Below are 21899 nucleotides of genomic sequence, written 5' to 3'. Positions count from 1 at the left end.
CGGTCTCGCCCGACGTACCGGTATGACTGCCGACCTCGCCGAAAAGACCGACCGGTACGGCCTCCTGCTCGGAGAGGCCCTCGAGGCGGCGACGGTCGCCCCGCCTGCAGAAACGCCGATGGCCGACGCCGCAGCCGAGTGTTACGAGATGGCCGAGTCCTACTTCGAGGACGGACGGCACTTTCGCGAACAGGACGATCTCGTCAACGCGCTGGCGTCGTTTTCGTACGGACACGCCTGGCTCGACGCCGGCGCCCGGATCGGCCTGTTCGACGTGCCGTCCGAGGGACACCTGTTTACCGTCTGAGCCCGGACGACGGTCGATCGACCCGGCTGCTCGCACTCCGGTTTCGGGGCCGCCGGAAACGCTCTGTTCGAGAAGAGATTCTGTCTCGGAGGTGCGATGATCGATCATGTAATAACCGAAACGTACATAACCGAAACCCCGAACAGCTTATTAAGTGACCGAAATCTTTATATGCTTTTCGCCCTAACTATTTGTTAGCCGAGGCGACCGGGATTTCTTCTGGTTCCCCCACCCGGGAGCCCCGAGTAACGAAGTCGACCCACCATGACAGATACGAAAATCCGAACCTACACTGGCGAGACAGAGCGGGACGAGAGTGCCCGAACTGACGAGCAAGAGCACTGCCCCGAGTGTGGCGGCCGACTCGTCTCCGACACCGAGCACGCCGAGACGGTCTGTAGCGACTGCGGGCTCGTCGTCGAGGAGGACGAGATCGACCGCGGGCCGGAGTGGCGCGCGTTCGATTCGGCCGAGAAGGACGAGAAGAGCCGCGTCGGCGCCCCCACCACGAACATGATGCACGATCAGGGGCTCTCGACGAACATCGGCTGGCAGGACAAAGACGCCTACGGCAAGGCGTTGAGTTCGCGCCAGCGACAGAAGATGCAGCGTCTCCGCACCTGGAACGAGCGCTTTCGCACCCGCGACAGCAAAGAGCGCAACCTCAAGCAGGCCCTCGGCGAGATCGACCGCATGGCCAGTGCGCTCGGCCTCCCGGAGAACGTCCGCGAGACCGCGAGCGTGATCTACCGCCGGGCGCTCGAGGACGACCTCCTGCCGGGGCGGTCGATCGAGGGCGTCGCGACGGCGTCGCTGTACGCCGCCGCCCGCCAGGCCGGCACCCCCCGCAGCCTCGACGAGATCTCGGCGGTCAGCCGCGTCGACCGGATGGAGCTCACCCGCACCTACCGCTACATCGTCCGCGAACTCGGCCTCGAGGTCCAGCCCGCCGACCCGGAGCACTACCTGCCCCGGTTCATCAGCGGCCTCGATCTCTCCGACGAGACCGAACGGACGGCGCGGGAACTGCTCGACTCCGCTCGACGCAAGGGCGTCCACAGCGGGAAATCGCCGGTCGGCCTCGCGGCCGCTGGCGTCTACGCAGCGGCGCTGCTCACCAACGAGAAGGTCACCCAGAACGACGTCAGCGAGGTCGCCAACATCTCCGAAGTGACGATCCGCAACCGGTACAAGGAGCTGCTCGAGGCCTCGGAGTCGACGGCGGCGGCGGTCTGATGACGATGGCGACCTCGTTCACCCGGTTCTGATTCTTCTCCCTGCAGCCAGTCCGCCAGTGCCAACAGTCGCTCGCTGTCGTAGCGACAAAGCTTTTCACGTCGGGTGTGAAACGGGTTGTCATGGAGGAAACGACCGTTCGACTGTTGTGTCCCGAATGTGCCAAAGACTGGCAGCTGCCGCCGGGTGATCTCCCCGAATCGACGGCGATGTTCCACTGCCCGAACTGTCACGCCTCACGGCGGACCGCAGAGTTCACGCGAACGGATCGCGACCTGCGAACGCTCAAACAGCTCGGATAGTCCGCCGTAGTAACCCGTTTCTCGGTAATTTCGAACCGCCTAACGATTCTCCGCCGAGTACTTTCTAACTCTCTGGGTAGACTCTGTCACAATTTGAAGATAAATCTGGAACGGTGCGGATTAGTCGGTTCTTACCCACACCGCAGTCGGCCGATTACGATGCAACAATATACCCTTTCGATATGTTTCACAGAGAGACAGGGTATAATTCCAACATGGGTCGTGTGGTAACGAGACTCAAGATAATAATATAACCCTGCAGTGGGTAGGAATGGATGGTTATGAAGAAACAGGAACTCATTCACCTTCACGGCCTTCTTGCGGAGGTATCGAACCAGTGTGCAGAGTGGAACGACTGTCGGATTAACCTCGATGAGTACGAATCGCTTGGGATTCGACCGACATCAATCCACAAATCGAAAACCGATCACAAGGCCGCTGTTTTTGCACTCGCCGGGGGAATCACTCATGACATGCGTGAAGAGGAGACGGAAGCAGTCGCCGCAACCGCAGACTAAGTAGACGACTTCATCTCGAGACACAACGACCGACGAGTGACCACACCGTTCCAAGCTGAGATTGGTCCCTGGTAGGCGTCACCAATACCGAGTTCCTGTGTGCGTCGGGGTTTCTTCGAACTCTCCCGGACGGTTTCAGTGAGTCCAACCGGTCCGCCTACTCGAGGAGGTCTTCGAACTCGGGAAGAACGTCGTCGGATTCCTCGTCCCCCTCGTGGTTCTCCGCTTGCTCGTCGGCGTTCGACGATTCGTCGCTCTCGTCGTCTTCGCTCGCTTCGTGTTCGTCCTCGTCTTCGAGAACCACCACCTCGAGCACCTCGAGCGGGATGTTCTCGAGGCGCTGGCCGATCTCCTTGCGCGCGATTCTCGAGGCGTGTTCCTCTCGCTCGACGTTGAAAACGGTCATCTCTAGTTCGAGCGCGACCAGCGCCTCGTCGGCGGCGATAAACGCAGGGGGGAGTTCCTCGCCCGACGGCGAGGTGCGCGTTCCCATGTTGATCTCGACGTAGTTCAGATCAGGGTTCAACATTTCGCCAGTCTTCGAGATGGCGATCCGAATCGCTTCGTCTTCGGTCTCCACGTCGAACACCGGGACGGCAGCCTCGACGACAACCCTGCAATTCATACCTAGGTATTGTATGGCCTACAGTATGAAGGTTCGCCCGCTGAAATCGGGCGGATCGGCGCCGACGGCGCCCGATTCCGTGCGCGCTTCGAACGACGACTACCGGTCGCGGGTTCGAAAGGCCCAAGCCGTCGCTCCCGAAGCCACGTACCGATGGAGACCGGTTCGATCCCGATCGACGACCTGTCGGGCGGCCTCGACCTGTACCGGACGCTCGAGAGCGGCCAGACCTACCTGTGGCGCCGCGAGGACGGCCGAATGTACGGCGGCGAACCGAACCCCGTCGCGTGGTACTGCACCGTCCTCAACGGCACGGAGCCGACGTTCGCCGACGTCTCCGACGGCGGTCCGGCGGTGATCCGCGCCCGCCAGCGCGACGGTACCCTCGAGTGGCAGTCGACCGACGGCGTCGACGGCGAGACCGCGGTCCGACGGCTCCTGCGACTGGACGACGACCTCGAGTCGATCGCCGCCGGGGCGCCTGCGGACCCGCTGCTCGCGGAGGCCTACGCCGCCCACGACGGGATGCGGCTGGTCGAGGACCCCGCCTTCGGGACGCTGATTTCGTTCATCTGTTCGGCCCAGATGCGGGTGAGCCGCATCCACGGAATGGTGAAGACGCTGGCCGACGAGTACGGCCGACCGGTCTCGTTCGACGGCGAGCGCTACCGCGCGTTTCCGACCCCCGAAGAACTGGCCGTTGCGACGGAGGCCGAGCTTCGAGACCTCGGTCTCGGCTACCGCGCCCCGTACGTGGCTCGGACGGCGGAGATGGTCGCCAGCGGCGAGGCCCACCCGGCCGACGCGCGGGAGTTGCCGTACGAGGAGGCGCGGGAGTACCTGACGCGGTTCGTCGGCGTCGGCGAGAAGGTTGCCGACTGCGTGTTGCTGTTCGCCCTCGACTTCGACGAGGCCGTGCCGCTCGATACGTGGATCAGAACGGCGATCGAGGACCACTACCCCGACTGCGACCGCGGTTCGTACGCGGACACCTCGCGGGCGATCCGCGAGCGGTTCGGCGACGAACACGCGGGGTACGCACAGACGTACGTCTTCCATCACCTCCGAACCGGCGAGTGACTCGGACGGATCGGTGTCGCGTGTTCCCGGCGATCACCGGTACCGAACGACAACGGACCGTCTCACGACTCGTCGTAATCCTCGCGGCCGACCAGCGCCCAGTAGGCCTGCGAAACCAGCGTAATCGAAAAGATCACCGCGAGGACGGCGACGACGCCGAACGCGACCGTGCTGCCCAGCAGGTACCACGTCAGCCCGCCGGCGACGAGGACGAACACGACCGACCCGGCGAACAGCTCGAGGAGCTCCCGGATCGAGGCGCGGCTGCTCGAGACGTCGACGTACTCGTCCTCGAAGCGGTCGATGATCCCCATCAGGGCCGCCTCCGCGGTATCGGATCGTGACCGTCACGGCGCCAGCGTCCCCGTACTGTCGTCGCGCGGCGTCGATTTTTTGGACCTCGCCGGTGAGCGCTCATGTATGAACGATCGGACGCGAGCGCACGTGTTCGTTTCGGGAACGGTACAGGGCGTTTACTACCGGGCGAACACCCGTGACACCGCCCGGGAGCGCGGCGTCGACGGCTGGGTGCGGAACCTCGAGGACGGCCGCGTCGAGGCGGTCTTCGAGGGGCCCGAGGAGGCGGTCGACTCGATGATCGAGTGGTGTCACGGGGGCAGTCCGGCGGCCGAGGTCGAGGACGTGCAAGCCGAGTACGAGGAGCCCCGGGGAGCCGACGGGTTCGAGGTTCGGTACTGACCCCGGTCACTCGGCGGTCGACGCGGAGCCCTCGCTCGAGTCGCGCTCGCGGTAGTCGGCCAGCCAGGGCGGCTCGTCCGTGTAGGCCCACTCCGCCCACTCGGCCTTCTCGCCCGCGTAGTACGCCCGATAGGCCGCGACGGGGTCACCCGGTCGCCTGTACCTCTCGGGCATCGCCTGCGGTCGCGGCGTCGGCTCCGCCTGCGGGAACGCGATCTCGTCGGGGTCGATCCGCTCGATCACCACCCAGCTGGCGTGGTCGTCCTCGTGGCCGTACCGCGATTTGAACTCCGCGTTGAGCGCCGCGGCGTGTTCGCGCAGGCGCAGCCAGTTCGCTCGCGACTCCGTCGCCCACCGCGTCACCGGGTGGTTCGCGTGCGTCGACCGGTAGAGGAAGTCCGCTTCGAGGCCGTTCCCCCTGGCGGCGGTACAGAGCACCTGGGCGGCCTCGAGCAGCAGCTTGTTGACGTGCTGGTCGCAGTGGTAGCGGGCGGCCAGCGCGGGATCCTCGTCGAGCCAGAAGACGTTCACACCGGAAAGACAGGTGCCGCGCGGGCCTAAGGGTGACGCCCCCCGCCCCTGCCTGTACCGACCTGCGGGGGTCGACCGTCCTCCCACACGTTTTTCGCGCCCGGTAGCAAACGGCCGGGTATGATAACCGGCGAACGGATGGCCGCCGTCGACGAGAACGCCGCCGCTCTCGGCGTGAGCCAGAAGCAGCTGATGGAGTCGAGCGGAAACGCCGTCGCTCGAGTCGTCCGCGGGATAGCCGATCCCGGCGCTCGGGTCGCGATCGTCTCGGGTCGCGGGAACAACGGCGGAGACGCCTTCGTCGCCGCCCGCTTCCTGGACGCCTACGACGTTACCACCCTGCTGCTCGGCCGTGCCGAGAAAGTCGGGACCGAGATCGCCCGTGAGAACTGGGAGGCCCTCGAGGCCGGCGAGTACGACGTTCGAGAGGTACCCGACTCGCGGACCCTCGAGATTCCGGACGCGGACGTGATCGTCGACGCGATGCTCGGTACGGGTATCTCGGGGGAGCTCCGCGAGCCGGAAGCGACCGCCGCGCGGGCGATAAACGATGCCGACGCCACGGTCGTCGCCGTCGACGTCCCCTCCGGGTTCGACGCGGACGCGGGCGACCACGCCGCAAACGGTGTCGACGCCGATCGAGTGGTGACGTTCCACGAGAGCAAGCCGGGCCTCGAGGACCTCGAGGCCGACGTCACCGTCGCCGACATCGGCATCCCGGCCGCCGCAGAGCGGTTCGTCGGGCCGGGCGACGTCTCGCTGGCCCGACCCGACGAGCGGGCGGGCCGGGCGTTCGTCATCGGCGGCGGACCCTATACGGGAGCGCCCGCACTGGCCGCCCAGGCCGCGTTGCGGGCGGGAGCGGAGCTCTCGTTCGTCGCCGCACCCGACACCGTCGGCGGGGAGATCCAGGGGTACGCCGAGGACCTCATCGTCCAGCCCTACGAGAGCGACCGGCTGACGCCCGACCAGGTGGCCGATCTGGTCGACACCGCCGAGTCTTACGACGACGTCGTCGTGCTGGGGCCGGGACTCGGCAGCGCCGAGGAGACGCTCGAGGCCGCCCGCGCGTTCCTCGAGTCCTACACCGGTCCCGTCGTGGTCGACGCCGACGCGCTGTCGGTCGTCCCCGAGGTCGACACCGAGGCGACGCTGGTCTGTACGCCCAACCGCCGCGAACTGGCGGATCTGGGCGGGCCGGAGGTCGACGACCTGCGGGCGGTGCTCGAGGAGATCGAGACGCTCTCCGCTGAGCTGGGCCACGTGATCCTCGCGAAGGGCGAGGAGGACGTGATCACCGACGGCGAGCGGACGAGAATCGACCGCTCGGGGGTGCCGGGAATGGCCGTCGGCGGCACCGGCGACCTGCTCGCGGGCATCGTCGCCGGACTGCTCGAGCACGCCGAGCCGTTCGAGGCGGCCTGCGCGGCCGCCCGCGTCAACGGCACCGCGGGCGAGCGGGTGGCCGAGACGAAACACGGCGGACTGCTCGCTTCGGACCTGCTCGAGGAGATCCCGGCGGCGCTATGGGGTGGTGACGATGAGTGAGGACGACCGCTCCGAGACGCGCCACGCCGACGACCCCGGCACGGCAGACGAGCCTGGAACCGCCAACGATCTCACCCACACGACGGCCGAAGGCGACGCCCAGATGGTCGACGTAGGCGACAAACCCGATTCGCGGCGCCGCGCGGTCGCCGTGGGCGAGATCCGCCTCCAGCCGACGACGATCGAGGCGATCCGAGCCGACGAGGTCGGCAAGGGCGACGTCCTCGCCACCGCCCGAATCGGCGCGATACAGGCGGTCAAACACACCTGGGAGACGATCCCCATGTGTCACCAGATCCCGATTACGAACGTCGACACCGAGTTCGCCGTCGCTGAGGATCGGATCGAACTCGAGGTCGCCGTCGAAACGACGGGCAAAACGGGCTGCGAGATGGAGGCGCTCGAGGGCGTGACGACGGGGCTGAACGTGATCTGGGATATGGTGAAAGCCGTCGAGAAGGACGACGACGGCCAGTATCCCGAGACGGGAATCGAGAACGTGCGGGTGCTCGCAAAGGAGAAGCAGTCGGCCGAATAACGCTCCTCCAGGTGGTGCGACCGATCTTACAGGTCCATCCCGCCGTTGACGTCGATCACTTCGCCGGTGATGTACGAAGACTCCTCGCTCGCGAGAAATCGGACGGCAGCGGCGATGTCCTCGACCTCCGCGAGCCGTTCGAGGGGGATCCCCGCGACGATCCGATCGAGGACCTTCTCGGGGACGCTCTCGAGCATCTCGGTGCGGGTGAAACCGGGCGCGACGCAGTTCGCGGTCGAGCCACCCTGGGCCAGTTCGAGGGCGATGGTCCGGGTAAACCCGAACATCCCGCTTTTCGCGGCAGCGTAGTTCGCCTGGCCGAAGTTCCCCTGCTTGCCGACGATGCTCGAGATGTTGATGAGCCGCCCCTCGTGGGCGTTCCAGAGGTCGTCGTAGAACGCCCGGGTGCAGTTGAACATCCCGCCGAGATTGACGTCCATCACCCGATCCCACTCCTCGCGGCTCATGTTCGTGAACTGCGTGTCGGCGGTGATTCCGGCGTTGTTGACGAGCACGTCCGCGGGGCCGAACGCCTCGTGACACACCGCTCGAACGTGATCGACGTCCGCCCTGTCCGTGACGTCTCCCTGTGCGGTGATCGCCCGCCCCCCGGCGGCTTCGATCGCCTCGGCGACCTCGTGGGCCGCTCCCTCCGACGACCGGTAGTTGATGACGACGTTCCCGCCCTCCCGCCCGAGGTGTTCTGCGATTCCGCGGCCGATCCCCCGCGCCGATCCCGTAATGACACACGTTCGGCCGTCCATTGACATGGTTGTACACGTATTGCTCGGCCGACGATAAATAACGACCTGTTACTTTCCTGTCCCGAGAATCGGTGCGGATCCGCCACCCGCGAGTTCAGCGGTCGCTCGCCCGCTCGATCCAGTCCTCGAGTCGAGACGGTGAGAGACCGGTTTCGGCGGCGAGATCGGCTGCGTCGGCGGTCGCGAGGTCCTCGAACGTTTCGACGCCCGCCTCGCGAAGGTCGGCGGCGTAGGCGTCGCCGATTCCGGTGATCGCCGTCAGATCGTCGGCGCCCGTCTCGTCGCCCGCGACGTCCTCGGCGAGGGCGGCGTCGGCCGCCTCGTCGTCCGCTGTCGGTGTATCGGGTTCGGCCTCGAGCGACTCCTCGATCTGCGAGCGCTCTTCGAACCACGCACAGACGTCAGGCCAGAGTTCGGCGTGGCTTCTCGAGGAGACCGACATCCCGATGTGGCCGGTCGCGAACTCCATGATCTCCGTGTCCTCGCTCGGAATCGCGTCGTTGAACGGCTTGGAAGCGCCCGGCGGGATCAGGTGGTCGTACTCGGCGACGATCTGGAGCACCGGCATCTCGATGTTCTCGATGTCGACGTGTTTTCCGTCGAGGTGGAGTTCGTTCTCGATCAGCCTGTTCTCCTGGTAGACGTCGCGGATGAACTGGTCGTAGGTGGCGCCGGCGACGTCGATCCCCTCCGAGAGCCACCGCTCCATCCGGGCGAAGTTCTCGACGAAGTCCTCGTCGTCCATGTTCTCGTAAAAGCGGACGTACTTGGTCAGGCTGTTCGCAACGGGGTCCATGAGCGCGAAGCCGACGTCCAGGAACTCTGCCGGGACGTTGCCGAACGTATCGGTGACTTTTTCGGGGTCGTAGTACTCCTCGGCACCCCACTGCTCTAAGACGCCGCCTTCGCCGGTAAAGCAGAGGCCGGCGGCCATCAGGCCCAAATTGCGAACCTTCTGGGGGTGGAGTGCGGCGTACATCGCCGACATGGTGCCGCCCATGCAGTAGCCGAGCAGGTTGATCGATTCCTGGCTCGAACGCTCTCGAACCACGTCGACGCAGTTGTCGATGTATCGGTCGACGTAGTCCTCGAGCGTGAGCGAGCGGTCGAGCGGGGAGGGCTCGCCCCAGTCGATCAGGTAGACGTCGAAACCGGACTCGAGTAAGGTCTTCACCACCGAGCGGTCGGGCTGGAGGTCGAGGATGTACGGTTTGTTGATCAGCGCGTAAACGACGAGGATCGGCACGTCGTGTTGCTCCTCGGTCTGGGACTCGTAGTGGAGCAGGCGGAGCTTGTTCTCCTCGTAGACGACCTCGCTCGGCGTCTCCCCTACCCCGACGTCGTGGAACGTCTCCGTGCGCTCGGGGGCGACGCGGCTCTTCTCGGCGACCTCGGCGGCGCTCTCCCAGGCCCGTCGCTGCATGTCCATCGCGAGTGCGTAGGGGTTCTTCATTCGTCCTCGAGGTGATCGAGCACGCGGTCGAGTTTGCGCTCGACGTCGTGTTGACGGCGCTCGAGTTCGACCAGTCTGTCACCGACTTCGACGACGTCACTTTCGGTGGCGAAGCCGAGCGTTCGCAGGGTACTCTCGGCGGCCTCGTCGGCCTGCTGCTGGGCTTCGAGGACGTCGCCGACGGTTTCGCCCGTCATGCGGGCGAACGCGGTCGTCGACATCACGTCCTTGAACGCGTCGTTGGCGGTATTGAGCCAGATGTCGCGGAACTCCTCGGCGTCGACGTCCTCGCCCTCGAGAGCGTCGGTCATCCGGTCGGCCATCTGTTCGGAGGCGTCCATCCAGGTTTCGTACGCGCGGGCGTAGCCCTGGACGCCTTCCGAGAGCTCGTTTTCTTCGGTGGCTTCGCCGACCGCATCGGCCCAGCTCTCGACGAACTGGACCTGCGCCTCCATGTTCTGTTCGACTGCACTCATGAACTGCTCGTTCCACTGTTCGACGAACGCGTTCCAGTCGTTCGGGTTTGCTCCTGAATCTGTCATGTGTCGCTGTTGAATCGGTGACGGCAAAAGGATACTCTCTACGCGGCGGTGTCGAACTCCTCGGCGGCGTCCTCGACGTTCTCGACGACGCTCTCGACGTTGGCTTCGGCCTGCTCGTGAGCCTCGAGGAACGAGTCGAACGAGGTGTCGACGGCCTCCGTGTAACGGCCGGCGAACTGCTCGTAGGCTTCTTCGGACTCTTCGACGGCCTCGACCAGTGACTCGAGGCTCTCGCGCTGTGCGTCGGTCGCGGCGTCGAACTGCTCGTCGACGAGTTCGCGCAGGTCGTCGAAGTCGACCGATTCCTCGGGGATGGTCGCCTCGAGGGCGTCGATGTAGGCGTGGGCGGCGCCTTTAGTGAGTTCGGCGTTCTGTTCGACGAGGGAGTCCGAAGCTGACATAGCGTCAGCGATCGCGCCGAACGTGGCCTGCTGGGCCGCCACGGCGTCGTGGGTTAGGGTGCGACTCTGCTCGAGTGCGGTGCGCTGGGCCTCGAAGACGGGGGTGAATGGGTTCTGTGTCATTGTGAGTCCTCTCTGGTTCGTTTGACGGGAACGACGATCGTCTGGACGATGTCACCCTCCTCGATGTCGAGGGCGTCCCGCTCGGGTTCGGGAATGCTGATCCGGCCGCCGCTCTGGACGCGGGCTTTGAACGTCGCCGTCCCGAGGTTCATCGGGTCGAACCCCGACGATCCCTCGAACGGGTTCGCCATCCCCGCTTGCATCATCTGCGAGAGCAGTTCCTGCTGGGAGTCGGCAACCTGTTCGCCTGCCTCCTGCATCTGCTTCGTGAACATCCCGGGCGTAAACCAGGGCGGGTGACCGGAGTCGTCCGTCATCAGCAGTATCGTCGGCTGCCGCACAGATAAAGGTTTCCACTAGAAACCATCCTTTGGCATTAAATGGTAACGGGATACTCAAGATGTCGTAGGATTCCTCGGTAGGGAGCGAGCGCCGCCGTGGCTCCGCTGTCGGGGCCAAACCCTGCAGGCCGCACCGAACGCGGTCCGGCGCAGCCAAAGGAGTCATATCTGCGAGGCGCATCTGTGGTGGCACATGACACGACAGCGCGCGGAGACGAACGTCGCCGAACTGGCCGCCGCCTGGACGTCTGTCACCGGCCAGTTCGTCAAGAGCGCCGCCGCGGCGAACCGTGCGGCCGTCTCCGCGATGTTCCCGCAGACCGACGGACCCGCAGAAACCGAAAACCGGTGCGTCGAACCGGCCGTCCCCTCCCTCGAGTACTCCGCCCTCGACTGGACGTTCGAGCGAACGGTCGACGATCGCGCGGAGCTCGGCGTCGGCGATGCGGTTACCTTCGAGAAAACGCTCTCGGAGGACGACGTCCACGCGTTCGCGCGGGTGAGCGGCGACACCAACCGCCTCCACCTGGACGAGGCGTTCGCCGCGGAGACTCGATTCGGCGAGCGAATCGCCCACGGGACGCTCGTCTCGGGGCTCATCAGCGCCGCACTCGCGCGCCTGCCCGGGCTCACGATCTACCTCTCCCAGGACCTCGAGTTCCGCGGACCGGTACGGATCGGCGACCGGGTATCGGCGCGAGTCGAGATCGTCGAGGACCTCGGGGACGGCCAGTACCGCCTCGAGACGCGGGTTCGGGACGAGGACGCCGACGAGACGGTCGTCGACGGCGAAGCCGTCGTGTTGATCGACGAGTTGCCCGACGCGTAGGTCGGGTTCGGCTCCCGGAGTTCGAACGGCTCTCCCGGAAGCGGGGTCGAGGACAGTGCTCATAAGTAGCTCCTCGCGGAACCTCTCCCTATGACACTGTTCGGGACGGCAGGAATCCGCGGGCCGGTCGCAGACCGGGTGACGCCGGCGCTCGCGCTCGCGGTCGGCCAGGCCGCGGGCGAGCCGGGCGAAACGTTCGTCGTCGGGCGCGACGGGAGAGAGACGGGACAGGCGCTCGCGGCGGCGATGGAGTCGGGTCTCGAGAGCGCCGGCGCGGACGTCCGCCGGGTCGGTCAGGTGCCGACGCCGGGGCTGGCGTTCGCCTCGCAGGGTCGACGCGGCGTGATGCTCACCGCGAGTCACAACCCGCCGGCGGACAACGGCATCAAACTGTTCGTCGACGGCGTCGAGTACGACCGCGACGCCGAGGAGGCCGTCGAGGCGCTGGTCGAGGCCCCCGAACTCGCCGACTGGGACGAGTGGGGTTCCTCGGAGCGACTCGAGGTCCTCCCCAGCTACCGGGAGGCCGTCGCCGACTACGCCCGCGCGGAGTTCGACGCCGAACGGCCCCTCGAGGGGCTCTCGATCGCCGTCGACTGTGGCACCGGCGTCGGCGCGCTCGCGACCCCGCACGTCCTGGAACGCCTCGGCGCGCACGTTGTGGCGCTGAACGCGAACGTCGACGGCCACTTCCCCGCCCGCGAGAGCAAGCCGACCCCCGAGACGCTGACCGACTTCTCGGCGTTCCTCGAGACGTCGTCGTTCGACCTCGGGCTCGCTCACGACGGCGACGCCGATCGGCTGGTCGTCCTCGACGGCGAGGGCGAAGTGGTCCACGAGGACACCGTCCTCGCGGTCGTCGCCGAACACTACACCAGCACGGCCGACGTCGCCGACCCCGTCGTCGTCACCACGCCGAACGCCTCCGCGCGAATCGACGAGCGGGTGCGCGAGGCGGGCGGGCGGGTCGAGCGCGTGCGCCTCGGCGCGCTCCACGAGGGGATCGCTCGAGAGCGTAATCGGGGGACCGACGACACAGCCGTCGTCTTCGCCGCCGAGCCCTGGAAGCACATCCACACCGCGTTCGGCGGCTGGATCGACGGCGTCGCCAGCGCCGCCGTCGTGAGCGCGCTCGTCGGCGAGGCCGGCGGCGTCGACGCCCTTCGGGAGCCGGTGACCGAACGCCCCTACCGGAAGGTGAGCGTCGACTGTCCGGACGAGGCGAAGGCGCCGGCGATGGCACGCCTCGAGACGACGCTCCCCGAGGCGTTTCCGGACGCGACGGTCGACACCGACTACGGGGTGCGCCTCGAGTTCCCCGACGCCTCGTGGTTGCTCGTCCGGCCCAGCGGGACCGAGCCGTACGTCCGGGTGTACGCGGAAAGCGAGGACGTCGACGAACTGGTCGCCGATGCCAGGTCGGTCGTCGACGACGCCGTGGCGAACCAGCGCTGACGTACCGTCTCCGTTCCGAGTCGATCGCTGGAATGTTCCGACCCGATAGGGTTCGTTACTTCACATGTCTGTCGCAGATAGTGACCGTTCGTCCATAGTTCGGCGACGAATCCGTATGCTTTAACCGACCCTCGCACGCTATTCGACCTATGGCACGTGACAGACGGCGGTTTCTGAGCGGTGCCGGTGCGGCCGGACTCGCGGCGCTGGCCGGCTGCGTCGGCGGATTCGGCGAGGAAGAGGGGGGCGACGGTGACGGTGACGGCGTCAACGTCGGCATGGTGTATGCCACGGGCGGACTCGGCGACAACTCGTTCAACGACATGGCCCGCGAGGGCGTTCTGCAGGCCGAGGAGGAGTACGACATCTCGTTCAGCGAGTCCGAGCCGGACACGGAAGGCGAGTTCGACGGCGCACAGCGTGACTTCGCCGAGTCCGGCGAGTACGACCTGATCAGCTGCATCGGCTTCGCACAGCTCGACGCGCTCTCGGGGAACGCCCCCGAGTACCCCGACCAGAACTTCATCCTCATCGACGACGTCCTCGAGGAGGAGAACGTCCGCAGCTACGTCTTCGGCGAGCACGAGGGCTCGTTCCAGGTCGGTCACCTCGCGGGGCTGCTGACGACCATGGAGTTCGAAGCCGGCGAGAGCGAGACGAACACCGACGCGAGCACGGTGGGCTTCGTCGGCGGCGTCGAGTCGCCGTTGATCCAGAAGTTCGAGGCCGGGTTCGCGGCCGGCGTCGAACACGCCGACGGCGACGCCGACGTCGTCACGAGCTACGTCGGCGACTTCAACGACACCGCGGGCGGCCAGGAAACTGCGCTCTCGATGTACCAGGACCAGGAGGCGGATATCGTCTTCCACGCCGCTGGCGCGACCGGCGTCGGCGTCTTTCAGGCCGCCGAGTCGGAGGGGCGCTTCGCCATCGGCGTCGACGCAGACCAGTCCCAGACCGAGGAGGGCTTCGCCGACGTGATCCTCGCGAGCATGGTCAAGCAGGTCGACACCGCGGTGTTCACCGCGATCGAGTCCGTCGTCAACGACGAGTTCGACGGCGGTGAGGTCGAGGAACTGGGCCTCGAGGACGACGGCGTCCAGACCGTCTACGGGGAGTCGATCGGCGACGAGATCCCCGACGACGTCAAAGACCAGATAGAGGAGTCCAGACAGGCGATCATCGACGGCGAGATCGACGTCCCCGAAGAGCCATAGTGGTATGAGCGATCCGGGCACGGCAGCGACGCGCGGAACGGCAGCGGGGGGAGATCCGCTCGCGGTTCACCTCGAGGGCATCACCAAGCGGTTTCCGGGCGTTGTCGCCAACGACGACGTCGACCTTCGCGTCGAGCGTGGCACCGTCCACGCACTCCTCGGCGAGAACGGCGCCGGGAAGACGACGCTGATGAACGTCCTCTACGGGCTCTACGAGCCGAACGAGGGGCGGGTCGTTCTCGACGGCACGGAGCGGTCGTTCGCGACGCCCCGAGACGCGATCGACGCCGGCGTCGGTATGATCCACCAGCACTTCATGCTGGTCGATACGATGACCGTCGCCGAGAACATCGCGCTCGGCAACGAGCCCCGGAAGTGGGGCGGGCTGGCGGTCGACCGCGACCGGATCGACCGCGAGATACGCGACCTCTGCGATCGGTACGGCTTCTCCGTCGACCCCGACGCGACGGTCGACGAACTCAGCGTAGGCGTCCAGCAGCGCGTCGAGATCCTCAAGGCGCTCTATCGCGGCGCCGACGTGTTGATCCTCGACGAGCCGACGGCGGTGCTCACCCCCCAGGAAGTCGAGGGACTCTACGACGTCCTCGAGGAACTCACCGACCAGGGGAAGACGATCATTTTCATCACGCACAAACTGGGCGAAGCGATGTACGCCGCCGACGGGATCACCGTCCTCCGGGACGGCGAGTCCGTCGGAACCGTCGCCCCCGCCGAGACGAGCCGCGAGGAACTCGCGGAGCTGATGGTCGGCCGCGAGGTACTCCTCGAGGTCGACAGCGAGCCCCCCGACGTCGGCGAGCCCGTTCTCGAAACGACGGGGCTGCGCGTCGAGGACGACCGCGGCGTCGACGTCGTTTCCGGGATCGACCTCGAGGTGCGCGCCGGCGAGATCTTCGGTATCGCAGGCGTCGACGGCAACGGCCAGGGGCCGCTGATCGAGGCGATCACCGGACTCCGGGTCCCCGACGCGGGGCGGATCGACTTCGCCGGGCGGGAGATCACCGAGTGGTCCCGCCGCCGCCGGATCGCCGCCGGAATGTCCTACATCCCCGAGGACCGCCACGAGCGCGGCCTCGTCATGCCGTTCGATCTGGTCGAAAACGGCGTGCTCGGGAGCCAACGCTCCCCGACGTACGCCGAGGGCGGACGCATCGACTGGAAGCGCGTGCGCGAGCGAACCGAGGACATCATCGACACCTACGACGTGCGCCCGCCGAACGCCGACGCCGACGCGCGCTCGTTATCCGGCGGCAATCAGCAGAAGTTCATCGTCGGCCGCGAGTTCGAGCGCGACCCCGACCTCGTGGTCGCGACCCACCCGACCCGCGGCGTCGACATCGGCTCGACGGAGTTCATCCACGACCGCCTGCTCGAACTCCGCCGGGACGGGACGGCGATCTTGCTGGTCTCGTCGAACCTCGACGAGGTACAGGGGCTCTCCGACCGGCTCGCGGTCATCCACGAGGGCGAGTTCGTCGACGTCACCGATCCCGGCGACGTCACCGAGGAGGAACTCGGGCTTCTGATGGCGGGCGAACGGCCGGAGACCGCCGACCCGGAGGCGGTGGCGACCGAGGACGCGTTCAGGGGTGACGACCGATGACGCGCCGACAGGAACTCGAGCGCCTGCTCGAACGACTCGTCCACGCGTCGGTGCTCGAGCGCGTCGCGATCAGCTTCGCCGCGCTGTTCGCCGCGATCCTCGTCGGCGGCGTGCTCGTGTTCGTGTCGGGCGGCTTCGCGAGCTGTCGCGTCGGGCTCGATCTCGCCGGCGTCACGTTCTGTTACAACCCGATGCAGGTGTACTACGAGCTGTTCCTCGGCGCGCTCGGCCACCCGCTCGAGGGCGGCTGGAGCCCGGTGAACTTCAGCCTCGCGACGACGCTCCAGCAGACGACGCTGTTGATCTTCGCGGGCCTCTCCGTGGCGGTCGCGTTCCGTGCGGGGCTGTTCAACATCGGAACCCAGGGGCAGCTCATCGTCGGCGGGCTCGTGACCGCCGTCACGGTCCTCTACGCCGCCGCGGTCGTTCCCGGCGGGATCGTCGGCACGCTCGTTCTCGTCCCGCTCGGCGTCCTCGCCGGCGCCGTGGGAGGCGGCCTCTACGGAGCGATCCCGGGGGCGCTCAAGGCGTACGCCGACGCGAACGAGGTGATCACGACGATCATGCTCAACTTCGTCGCGATCGGCGTCACCTCGACGCTTCTCTCCTGGCGATTCCAGGACCCAGACAGTAGCAATCCCCAGACGGAGCCGATTCCGGAGTACGCGGAGATTCCCAACCTTCCGCTGGTCGGGTTCAGCCCCCGGATGAACTTCTCGCTGCTCGCACTCGGGTTCGCGCTCGCGCTCGCGGTTGGTATCGCGTGGCTGCTCGCCCGGACCTCCTTCGGCTACGAGCTCCGGACGAGCGGCGTCCAGCCGGAGGCCGCGGCCTACGGCGGGGTCGACGAGAAGCGCATGACCGTCGCGAGCATGACGCTCTCGGGCGCTCTCGGCGGCATCGCGGGCGCCTTCTGGGTGCTAATGCAACACGGTCGCTGGCTCGAGAACGTGCCCCCGCTTGGGTTCGACGGCATCGCCGTCTCGATCCTGGCGGGGAACAACCCCCTCGGCGTCGGCGCCGCCGCGCTCCTCTTCGGCGTGCTCCAGAGCGGCTCGCGGTCGATCAATACCGCGACGGACGTTCCGCCCGAACTCGTCGGCATCCTCTCGGGGCTCATCATCCTCTTCGTGGCGATGCCGGAGTTCTTCCGGATGATCGGCCGCCGGTATCTGGACGTCGGGGCGAGGCGACCGGTTCGAGCCGACGGGGGCGGAGGTGACGGCGATGATTGAGAGCGTTCGTTCGATCCCGCGGCGCGCGATCGCCGCCGTTCTGGCTGCGGCCGTCGCCCTGTGGATCGGCGTCGGCCTCGCCTTCCCCGAGTCGTGGCCGGGCGTGCTCCTCTCGGTTGCGGCCAGCCCGAGCACCCACACCGCGATGTTGCGCCTCGCCGTCCCGATCGCGCTGGCCGCCATCGGCGGCATCTTCGCCGAGAAGAGCGGCGTCATCAACATCGGACTCGAGGGGCTGTTGATCGTCTCGGCGTTCAGCGCGATCATCGTCACCTACTGGCTCGGCTCGGGCGAGTCGACCTACCTCGTCTCGAACCACTGGTGGGGCTTCTTCGTCGGCGTGCTCGCGAGCACGCTGTTCGCCCTGCTGTTCGCGGTCGTCTGTATCGAGTTCAAAGCCGATCAGATCATCGCCGGCCTGGCGGTGTGGCTGATCGCCCTCGGACTCGCGCCGTTCGCCTCGCGAATCGTCTTCGACAGCCCGAACACCGCCCAGGTCGGGACGTTCAGCAGGATCACCGTCCCCGGGCTCTCCGAGATTCCGTTGCTCGGTTACCTGCTGTTCGACACGAGTCCGGAGGTGTACATCATGCTGGCGGCGGTCGCTGTGGGGTGGTACGTCCTCACCCAGACCGCGTTCGGACGCTGGATCGAGGCCAGCGGAGAGAACCCAAAGGCGCTCGACACCGCCGGCATCGACGTTCGAAGGGTCCGCTACGCGGCGGTTCTTCTCTCGGGCGTCTTCGCGGGCCTCGGCGGCGCCGGATTCGCACTCGGCCAGCTCGGCGTCTTCGCCGGCGGCGGCGAGACCGATATGCAGGGCCGCGGGTTCATCGCCATCGCGACCTACCTGTTCGCCAACTACCACCCCATCGGCGCTCTCGGCGGCTCGTTCCTCTTCGCCGGCCTCGACGCCATGCAGATCCGGCTTCAGGCCTACGGCTACGCCGTCCCGACGGAACTCATCCGGACGATCCCGTACCTGACGGTGATCGTCGTGCTGGTGTTCGTCGGCAAGACGCGGCTGCCCGACGCTGCCGGGGAGTCCTACGAGTCCGGCGACGACTGACCGGTCTCCGTCCCGGCGTCCCAGCAGTCGCCGCTTCGACGTCTTCTTACAGTCACTCCGAGAAACGCCACCCATGAACGAGCTGATCGAGGCCGCCCGCGAGATCCAGTCGCAGGCACACGTCCCCTACTCGGAGTACCGGGTCGGCGCCGCCCTCGAGACCGCCGACGGCGACGTGTTCGTCGGCTGCAACATAGAGAACGCGAACTACAGCAACAGCCTCCACGCCGAGGAGGTCGCGATCGCCGAGGCGGTCAAGGAAGGCCACCGCGAGTTCTCCCGGATCGCGGTGAGTTCGGGTCGCCGCGACGGCGTCACCCCCTGCGGGATGTGCCGCCAGACGCTCGCAGAGTTCTGCGAGGACGACCTCCGCGTGCTCTGCGACGAGGGTGACGGCGTCACCGAGTACAGCCTCGGCGAACTGCTGCCGAACACGATCACCGAGGAGATGCTCGAGTAGAGCGCGGTCCGCTCGTCTCGAGCAGGGCCTGTCGACTGGTGCGGATTCACTCGAGCCGGTCCCGCAGGATCGTCCGGTGGCACCGCTTCTTCGCGGTGTTCTCGTAACAGACGAGCGCCAGCGACTCGCCGGCCTCGAGGCGGTCCTCGAGCGAAGTCACCGCCTCCCGGGCGTCGGCCGACTCCTCGAGATACCGTTGATACCGCTCGCCGAAGCCGACTTGCTCCCAGGCGGCGTTGTGAGCGCCCTCGTCGCACAGCCCCTGCATCTTGAGGTCTTCCGCCGCCGTCTGCACCTCCTCGAGCAGCGCCCGCGGCGGCCCCAGCTCCGGGACGTTCTCGTCGACGGCGGCGTGGAACCACCGCGTCGGGCTGCGGACGACGCCCACGAGCGTCGCCTCCGGTGGGAGTTCCGCGAGGTCGTGCTGGAGCGCCGCGACGTAGGTGTCGGCGAGCGAGCCTCGAGCCATACCGGTGGTACGGCGGTCCAGCATTTATATACGGCGGCGGTTCGAACCCTCGAGTCTCAGATGGCGGGACACAGCGAAGACCCGAACGCGGACGTACAGTACCACCTCGAGGTCGGGGCCGAGGACGTCGCCGAAACGGTTCTGCTGCCGGGAAACCCCGAGCGCGTCGAGAAGATCGTCGAGTGCTGGGACGACTCGGAGGAGCGGGCCCACCACCGCGAGTACCGCACGGCGACCGGGACGTACGAGGGGACGCCGATTTCGGTCACCTCGACGGGAATCGGCGGCCCCTCGGCGGCAATCGCGGTCGAGGAACTCGCGCGCGTGGGTGTCGACACGTTCATCCGCGTGGGGTCTTGCGGGGCGATCCAGCCCGAAATGAACGTCGGCGACCTCGTCATCACCACCGGTGGGGTGCGCCAGGAGGGAACGAGCGACGAGTACGTCCGCGAGGACTACCCCGCGGCGGCGGACTACGAGGTCGTCTGCGCGCTCGTCGCTGCCGCAGAGCGCCTCGGTTACGACTACCACACCGGAGTCACGATGAGCGCCGACTCATTCTACGCCGGCCAGGGACGCCCCGGCTTCGAGGGGTTCGAAGCCGCCGGCGCCGACGAGCTGGTCGACCAGCTCCGGGAGGCCAACGTCAAGAACATCGAGATGGAAGCCAGCGCGATCATGACGATCGCCGGCATCTACGGCCTCCGGGCGGGCGCCGTCTGCACCGTCTACGCTAACCGCGAAACCGGCGAGTTCCGCACCGAAGGCGAGTCTCGAGCGGCCGAAACGGCCTCGCTCGCGACGCACCTGCTCGCACGGATGGACGCGGTCAAACGCGAGGCGGGCGCGGACCGGTGGCACGCCGGACTGTCACTCGAGTAGCGGGACGCGAGGGTCGGCTCGCGGCGTCAGTCCCTGATCCGGACGATGCCCTCCTCGAACACCTTCCGGTTCGGGACGATGTACTCCTCGGAGTCGTCTTCGATCTTCGTCACGAACAGATCGACCTCCTGGACGATTCCCGTCTGCTCGCCGATCTGCACCCGGTCGCCGATCCCGTAGGGCTGGTTGAGCAGGAGGTAGATGCCGGCGGCGCTCGAGACGAGGAAGTCCTTGAACGCGAACGCTCCGACGACGACGATGCCGGCGGCGTAGACGGTCAGGAGGATCAACAGCGCCAGCACCTCGACGCCGACCTGTGCGAGCGCGATCAGGAAGGCAACGTACAGCACCGAGTACTTCACCACCTTCGGGATGATCGAGATCTCGGGGAGTTTGACGCCCCGGAAGTACTCGCTGACGATCAGCTCGATCTTGTCGGCGACGATGAACCCGAGGATGAGCACCAGGACCGCGACGAACACCTGCGGGACGAAACCGATGATCGCCGTCCAGAACTCGTCGGTCTCGAGCAGCTGGGCGATGTGGATCGCGGTCAGCACCGCGATGCCGTAGATGAACCACGAACTGATGCGGGCGACGATGTCGACCGTCGAGGTGCCGAGCGACTGGGCGGTCCGCTCGAAGGGCGTCCCCTCGACGGCCTCCGGAACCCCCGCGGCAGTCAGCAGCTCGCTGTTCAACCGGCCGACGAGGTAGCCCACGACGAAGCCGAGTGCGAGTACCGCCGTCGCTATGACCGCCGGCTCGTCGATGAGCGTCTGCCACTCCATGTCAGTACTCCTCCGGATCGACCTCCAGAACGATCTCTCCTCCCTTGAACGCCCTGACGAGCCCGTCGCTCTCGGAGAGAACGATCGACACGGCGTTCGTGTCGCGACTGATGGCCCCGCCGGCCATGTGTCGCGCACCCAGCCCCTTCGGGATGTCCACGCCCTCCGCGGAGGGCTCGAGGTAGCGATACGCCGAGACGAGTTTCCCGGAGTCGGAGATGACGAACGCGCCGTCGAGCCGGGAGAACTCCTTTAACATGACGTTCACGATCGGATCGCCGACGTGGACGTGGGACTTCTCGAACGGGTTGTACGACAGCGGCCGGGACTTGTTCATCACCTTGCCGGCGTCGCCGACGACGAACAGCGCGCCGACGGGCTTTCCCTTCTGTCCTTTCTTCCCGAGTTCGATCGCGAGCTCGAGCACCGCCCGGATCACCTCCGGCTCCGCGCGCGACTTCGCGAACAGATCGAAGATCCCGGTGTGAGAGTCAGCGTCGGCGCGAACGCGCGAGACCGTATCGGTGCCGTCCCCGAAGACGCTCGTCGCACAGGCGAGTACGTCGCCGTCGTCGATCACGCCCCGCTCGAGGGCTCCCTCGAGTCCGAACCGAATGCGGTCCGCGACGTTCTCGAACTCGATCGGCAGTTCGACGAACGCGTCGGAACCGACCGCGTTCTCCGTCCCGACGACGATCAGTTCGAGCTCCTCGTCGAGTTCGATAAACTGCTCGTAGTACGAACCGCTCGGAGAGAAGAGGACGACGGCGTCGACGTCCGAGAAAATGTCCCCGAAGACGTCGTCAATTCCGGCCATTACCCCTATAAGCCATCGCCGCTCGAATAAGCGTTTTGGACCG

The 21899-nt window shown here is 66.7% G+C and carries 27 protein-coding genes; 16 read left to right on the top strand and 11 right to left on the bottom strand.

What is annotated here, in order from left to right:
• Positions 1-22 precede the first annotated feature (22 nt).
• From NMQ11_RS10125 to NMQ11_RS10110, 4 genes are all read left to right on the top strand, one after another.
• On the top strand, positions 23-307 hold the full coding sequence (locus NMQ11_RS10125; protein ID WP_255167767.1) for a DUF357 domain-containing protein: 285 nt from the start codon (positions 23-25) through the stop codon (positions 305-307).
• A gap of 264 nt (positions 308-571) precedes the next feature.
• A complete protein-coding gene (locus tag NMQ11_RS10120; protein ID WP_255167765.1) occupies positions 572-1543 on the top strand; it encodes a transcription initiation factor IIB in 972 nt (323 codons plus the stop codon).
• A 122-nt stretch (positions 1544-1665) separates the two neighbouring features.
• Positions 1666-1845 carry a DUF7836 family putative zinc-binding protein gene (locus NMQ11_RS10115; protein ID WP_255167763.1) on the top strand — a complete coding sequence of 60 codons (180 nt, stop codon included), beginning with the start codon at positions 1666-1668 and terminating at the stop codon, positions 1843-1845.
• A gap of 281 nt (positions 1846-2126) precedes the next feature.
• Complete coding sequence (locus NMQ11_RS10110) at positions 2127-2363, top strand: UPF0058 family protein (protein WP_255167761.1); 237 nt, start codon at positions 2127-2129, stop codon at positions 2361-2363.
• A 157-nt stretch (positions 2364-2520) separates the two neighbouring features.
• Here the strand turns inward: NMQ11_RS10110 and NMQ11_RS10105 are convergent, their stop codons facing one another.
• A complete protein-coding gene (locus NMQ11_RS10105; RefSeq protein ID WP_255167759.1) occupies positions 2521-2988 on the bottom strand; it encodes a DUF555 domain-containing protein in 468 nt (155 codons plus the stop codon).
• A 153-nt stretch (positions 2989-3141) separates the two neighbouring features.
• Between NMQ11_RS10105 and NMQ11_RS10100 the strand changes: the two genes are divergently transcribed.
• The gene (locus NMQ11_RS10100; protein WP_255167758.1) at positions 3142-4068 is read left to right on the top strand and encodes a DNA-3-methyladenine glycosylase family protein; all 927 of its coding nucleotides are present in this window, start codon (positions 3142-3144) and stop codon (positions 4066-4068) included.
• Between the two features lie 62 nt (positions 4069-4130).
• Here the strand turns inward: NMQ11_RS10100 and NMQ11_RS10095 are convergent, their stop codons facing one another.
• A complete protein-coding gene (locus tag NMQ11_RS10095; RefSeq protein ID WP_255167756.1) occupies positions 4131-4382 on the bottom strand; it encodes a hypothetical protein in 252 nt (83 codons plus the stop codon).
• Between the two features lie 106 nt (positions 4383-4488).
• Between NMQ11_RS10095 and NMQ11_RS10090 the strand changes: the two genes are divergently transcribed.
• Positions 4489-4767 carry an acylphosphatase gene (locus NMQ11_RS10090; RefSeq protein ID WP_255167754.1) on the top strand — a complete coding sequence of 93 codons (279 nt, stop codon included), beginning with the start codon at positions 4489-4491 and terminating at the stop codon, positions 4765-4767.
• 6 nt (positions 4768-4773) lie between these two features.
• Here the strand turns inward: NMQ11_RS10090 and NMQ11_RS10085 are convergent, their stop codons facing one another.
• Entirely contained in the window at positions 4774-5298 is a 525-nt protein-coding gene (locus NMQ11_RS10085) for a hypothetical protein (RefSeq protein WP_255167751.1), read from the bottom strand.
• 120 nt (positions 5299-5418) lie between these two features.
• Here NMQ11_RS10085 and NMQ11_RS10080 point away from each other — a divergent pair, with 120 nt between their 5' ends.
• Together NMQ11_RS10080 and moaC are read left to right on the top strand one after the other, a co-directional pair.
• A complete protein-coding gene (locus NMQ11_RS10080; protein WP_255167749.1) occupies positions 5419-6846 on the top strand; it encodes an NAD(P)H-hydrate dehydratase in 1428 nt (475 codons plus the stop codon).
• Positions 6839-7384: a cyclic pyranopterin monophosphate synthase MoaC gene (gene moaC / locus NMQ11_RS10075; protein ID WP_255167748.1), complete on the top strand. Its 546-nt coding sequence runs from the start codon at positions 6839-6841 to the stop codon at positions 7382-7384. The genes NMQ11_RS10080 and moaC overlap by 8 nt, the downstream gene beginning before the upstream one ends.
• Positions 7385-7410: 26 nt before the next feature.
• Here moaC and NMQ11_RS10070 read toward each other — a convergent pair whose 3' ends face one another.
• From NMQ11_RS10070 to NMQ11_RS10050, 5 genes are all read right to left on the bottom strand, one after another.
• Positions 7411-8154, bottom strand: coding sequence for a beta-ketoacyl-ACP reductase (locus NMQ11_RS10070; RefSeq protein WP_255167747.1), 744 nt, complete (start codon positions 8152-8154; stop codon positions 7411-7413).
• 88 nt (positions 8155-8242) lie between these two features.
• Positions 8243-9601: a class III poly(R)-hydroxyalkanoic acid synthase subunit PhaC gene (phaC, locus tag NMQ11_RS10065; RefSeq protein ID WP_255167745.1), complete on the bottom strand. Its 1359-nt coding sequence runs from the start codon at positions 9599-9601 to the stop codon at positions 8243-8245.
• A complete protein-coding gene (locus tag NMQ11_RS10060; protein WP_255167744.1) occupies positions 9598-10143 on the bottom strand; it encodes a poly(R)-hydroxyalkanoic acid synthase subunit PhaE in 546 nt (181 codons plus the stop codon). Before NMQ11_RS10060 ends, phaC begins: the two co-directional genes overlap by 4 nt.
• A 38-nt stretch (positions 10144-10181) precedes the next feature.
• Positions 10182-10667 (bottom strand): hypothetical protein, encoded by a 486-nt coding sequence (locus NMQ11_RS10055; protein WP_255167742.1) that lies wholly within the window; start codon positions 10665-10667, stop codon positions 10182-10184.
• Positions 10664-10984, bottom strand: coding sequence for an AbrB/MazE/SpoVT family DNA-binding domain-containing protein (locus NMQ11_RS10050; protein WP_255167741.1), 321 nt, complete (start codon positions 10982-10984; stop codon positions 10664-10666). Before NMQ11_RS10050 ends, NMQ11_RS10055 begins: the two co-directional genes overlap by 4 nt.
• Positions 10985-11201: 217 nt before the next feature.
• Here NMQ11_RS10050 and NMQ11_RS10045 point away from each other — a divergent pair, with 217 nt between their 5' ends.
• The 7 genes from NMQ11_RS10045 to cdd all read left to right on the top strand — a co-directional run bounded on the left by NMQ11_RS10045 (position 11202) and on the right by cdd (position 18897).
• Positions 11202-11837 carry a MaoC family dehydratase gene (locus NMQ11_RS10045; RefSeq protein WP_255167740.1) on the top strand — a complete coding sequence of 212 codons (636 nt, stop codon included), beginning with the start codon at positions 11202-11204 and terminating at the stop codon, positions 11835-11837.
• A gap of 90 nt (positions 11838-11927) precedes the next feature.
• Entirely contained in the window at positions 11928-13292 is a 1365-nt protein-coding gene (locus NMQ11_RS10040; RefSeq protein ID WP_255167739.1) for a phosphohexomutase domain-containing protein, read from the top strand.
• Between the two features lie 149 nt (positions 13293-13441).
• Positions 13442-14509, top strand: a complete 1068-nt coding sequence (locus tag NMQ11_RS10035) for a BMP family lipoprotein (RefSeq protein ID WP_255167738.1) — start codon at positions 13442-13444, stop codon at positions 14507-14509.
• 4 nt (positions 14510-14513) lie between these two features.
• Positions 14514-16133, top strand: coding sequence for an ABC transporter ATP-binding protein (locus tag NMQ11_RS10030; RefSeq protein WP_255167736.1), 1620 nt, complete (start codon positions 14514-14516; stop codon positions 16131-16133).
• A complete protein-coding gene (locus tag NMQ11_RS10025; protein WP_255167735.1) occupies positions 16130-17368 on the top strand; it encodes an ABC transporter permease in 1239 nt (412 codons plus the stop codon). Before NMQ11_RS10030 ends, NMQ11_RS10025 begins: the two co-directional genes overlap by 4 nt.
• Positions 17361-18437 (top strand): ABC transporter permease, encoded by a 1077-nt coding sequence (locus NMQ11_RS10020; protein WP_255167734.1) that lies wholly within the window; start codon positions 17361-17363, stop codon positions 18435-18437. The genes NMQ11_RS10025 and NMQ11_RS10020 overlap by 8 nt, the downstream gene beginning before the upstream one ends.
• A 73-nt stretch (positions 18438-18510) precedes the next feature.
• Positions 18511-18897: a cytidine deaminase gene (gene cdd / locus NMQ11_RS10015; RefSeq protein WP_255167732.1), complete on the top strand. Its 387-nt coding sequence runs from the start codon at positions 18511-18513 to the stop codon at positions 18895-18897.
• A gap of 46 nt (positions 18898-18943) precedes the next feature.
• On the opposite strand, the gene NMQ11_RS10010 is transcribed toward cdd, so the two are convergent.
• Positions 18944-19366: a DUF488 family protein, N3 subclade gene (locus tag NMQ11_RS10010; RefSeq protein ID WP_255167730.1), complete on the bottom strand. Its 423-nt coding sequence runs from the start codon at positions 19364-19366 to the stop codon at positions 18944-18946.
• Positions 19367-19426: 60 nt separating this feature from the next.
• Between NMQ11_RS10010 and NMQ11_RS10005 the strand changes: the two genes are divergently transcribed.
• Positions 19427-20248 carry a nucleoside phosphorylase gene (locus NMQ11_RS10005; RefSeq protein WP_255167729.1) on the top strand — a complete coding sequence of 274 codons (822 nt, stop codon included), beginning with the start codon at positions 19427-19429 and terminating at the stop codon, positions 20246-20248.
• A 26-nt stretch (positions 20249-20274) separates the two neighbouring features.
• Here NMQ11_RS10005 and NMQ11_RS10000 read toward each other — a convergent pair whose 3' ends face one another.
• Together NMQ11_RS10000 and dacZ are read right to left on the bottom strand one after the other, a co-directional pair.
• A complete protein-coding gene (locus NMQ11_RS10000) occupies positions 20275-21039 on the bottom strand; it encodes a mechanosensitive ion channel family protein (protein ID WP_255167727.1) in 765 nt (254 codons plus the stop codon).
• Position 21040: 1 nt separating this feature from the next.
• On the bottom strand, positions 21041-21856 hold the full coding sequence (gene dacZ, locus NMQ11_RS09995) for a diadenylate cyclase DacZ (protein ID WP_255167725.1): 816 nt from the start codon (positions 21854-21856) through the stop codon (positions 21041-21043).
• Between the last annotated feature and the right edge of the window lie 43 nt (positions 21857-21899).

It is taken from the genome of Natrononativus amylolyticus (assembly GCF_024362525.1).
Lineage (GTDB): Archaea > Halobacteriota > Halobacteria > Halobacteriales > Natrialbaceae > Natrononativus > Natrononativus amylolyticus.
The sequence above is the reverse complement of the archived record's forward strand: the minus strand, read 5'-3'. Positions and strand labels throughout refer to the sequence as shown.

Excerpts from the sequence above, each read along its gene's own strand:
- NMQ11_RS10025 (WP_255167735.1), top strand. The coding sequence starts at position 16,130 with ATGACGCGCCGACAGGAACTCGAGCGCCTGCTCGAACGACTCGTCCAC.
- cdd (WP_255167732.1), top strand. The coding sequence starts at position 18,511 with ATGAACGAGCTGATCGAGGCCGCCCGCGAGATCCAGTCGCAGGCACAC.
- NMQ11_RS10060 (WP_255167744.1), bottom strand. The coding sequence starts at position 10,143 with ATGACAGATTCAGGAGCAAACCCGAACGACTGGAACGCGTTCGTCGAA.
- NMQ11_RS10005 (WP_255167729.1), top strand. The coding sequence starts at position 19,427 with ATGGCGGGACACAGCGAAGACCCGAACGCGGACGTACAGTACCACCTC.
- dacZ (WP_255167725.1), bottom strand. The coding sequence starts at position 21,856 with ATGGCCGGAATTGACGACGTCTTCGGGGACATTTTCTCGGACGTCGAC.
- NMQ11_RS10110 (WP_255167761.1), top strand. The coding sequence starts at position 2,127 with ATGAAGAAACAGGAACTCATTCACCTTCACGGCCTTCTTGCGGAGGTA.
- moaC (WP_255167748.1), top strand. The coding sequence starts at position 6,839 with ATGAGTGAGGACGACCGCTCCGAGACGCGCCACGCCGACGACCCCGGC.
- NMQ11_RS10100 (WP_255167758.1), top strand. The coding sequence starts at position 3,142 with ATGGAGACCGGTTCGATCCCGATCGACGACCTGTCGGGCGGCCTCGAC.
- NMQ11_RS10105 (WP_255167759.1), bottom strand. The coding sequence starts at position 2,988 with ATGAATTGCAGGGTTGTCGTCGAGGCTGCCGTCCCGGTGTTCGACGTG.
- NMQ11_RS10040 (WP_255167739.1), top strand. The coding sequence starts at position 11,928 with ATGACACTGTTCGGGACGGCAGGAATCCGCGGGCCGGTCGCAGACCGG.
- NMQ11_RS10090 (WP_255167754.1), top strand. The coding sequence starts at position 4,489 with ATGAACGATCGGACGCGAGCGCACGTGTTCGTTTCGGGAACGGTACAG.
- NMQ11_RS10010 (WP_255167730.1), bottom strand. The coding sequence starts at position 19,366 with ATGGCTCGAGGCTCGCTCGCCGACACCTACGTCGCGGCGCTCCAGCAC.
- NMQ11_RS10000 (WP_255167727.1), bottom strand. The coding sequence starts at position 21,039 with ATGGAGTGGCAGACGCTCATCGACGAGCCGGCGGTCATAGCGACGGCG.
- NMQ11_RS10055 (WP_255167742.1), bottom strand. The coding sequence starts at position 10,667 with ATGACACAGAACCCATTCACCCCCGTCTTCGAGGCCCAGCGCACCGCA.
- NMQ11_RS10095 (WP_255167756.1), bottom strand. The coding sequence starts at position 4,382 with ATGGGGATCATCGACCGCTTCGAGGACGAGTACGTCGACGTCTCGAGC.
- NMQ11_RS10125 (WP_255167767.1), top strand. The coding sequence starts at position 23 with ATGACTGCCGACCTCGCCGAAAAGACCGACCGGTACGGCCTCCTGCTC.
- NMQ11_RS10030 (WP_255167736.1), top strand. The coding sequence starts at position 14,514 with ATGAGCGATCCGGGCACGGCAGCGACGCGCGGAACGGCAGCGGGGGGA.
- NMQ11_RS10080 (WP_255167749.1), top strand. The coding sequence starts at position 5,419 with ATGATAACCGGCGAACGGATGGCCGCCGTCGACGAGAACGCCGCCGCT.
- NMQ11_RS10020 (WP_255167734.1), top strand. The coding sequence starts at position 17,361 with ATGATTGAGAGCGTTCGTTCGATCCCGCGGCGCGCGATCGCCGCCGTT.
- NMQ11_RS10045 (WP_255167740.1), top strand. The coding sequence starts at position 11,202 with ATGACACGACAGCGCGCGGAGACGAACGTCGCCGAACTGGCCGCCGCC.
- NMQ11_RS10120 (WP_255167765.1), top strand. The coding sequence starts at position 572 with ATGACAGATACGAAAATCCGAACCTACACTGGCGAGACAGAGCGGGAC.
- NMQ11_RS10035 (WP_255167738.1), top strand. The coding sequence starts at position 13,442 with ATGGCACGTGACAGACGGCGGTTTCTGAGCGGTGCCGGTGCGGCCGGA.
- NMQ11_RS10050 (WP_255167741.1), bottom strand. The coding sequence starts at position 10,984 with ATGACGGACGACTCCGGTCACCCGCCCTGGTTTACGCCCGGGATGTTC.
- NMQ11_RS10115 (WP_255167763.1), top strand. The coding sequence starts at position 1,666 with ATGGAGGAAACGACCGTTCGACTGTTGTGTCCCGAATGTGCCAAAGAC.
- NMQ11_RS10070 (WP_255167747.1), bottom strand. The coding sequence starts at position 8,154 with ATGTCAATGGACGGCCGAACGTGTGTCATTACGGGATCGGCGCGGGGG.
- phaC (WP_255167745.1), bottom strand. The coding sequence starts at position 9,601 with ATGAAGAACCCCTACGCACTCGCGATGGACATGCAGCGACGGGCCTGG.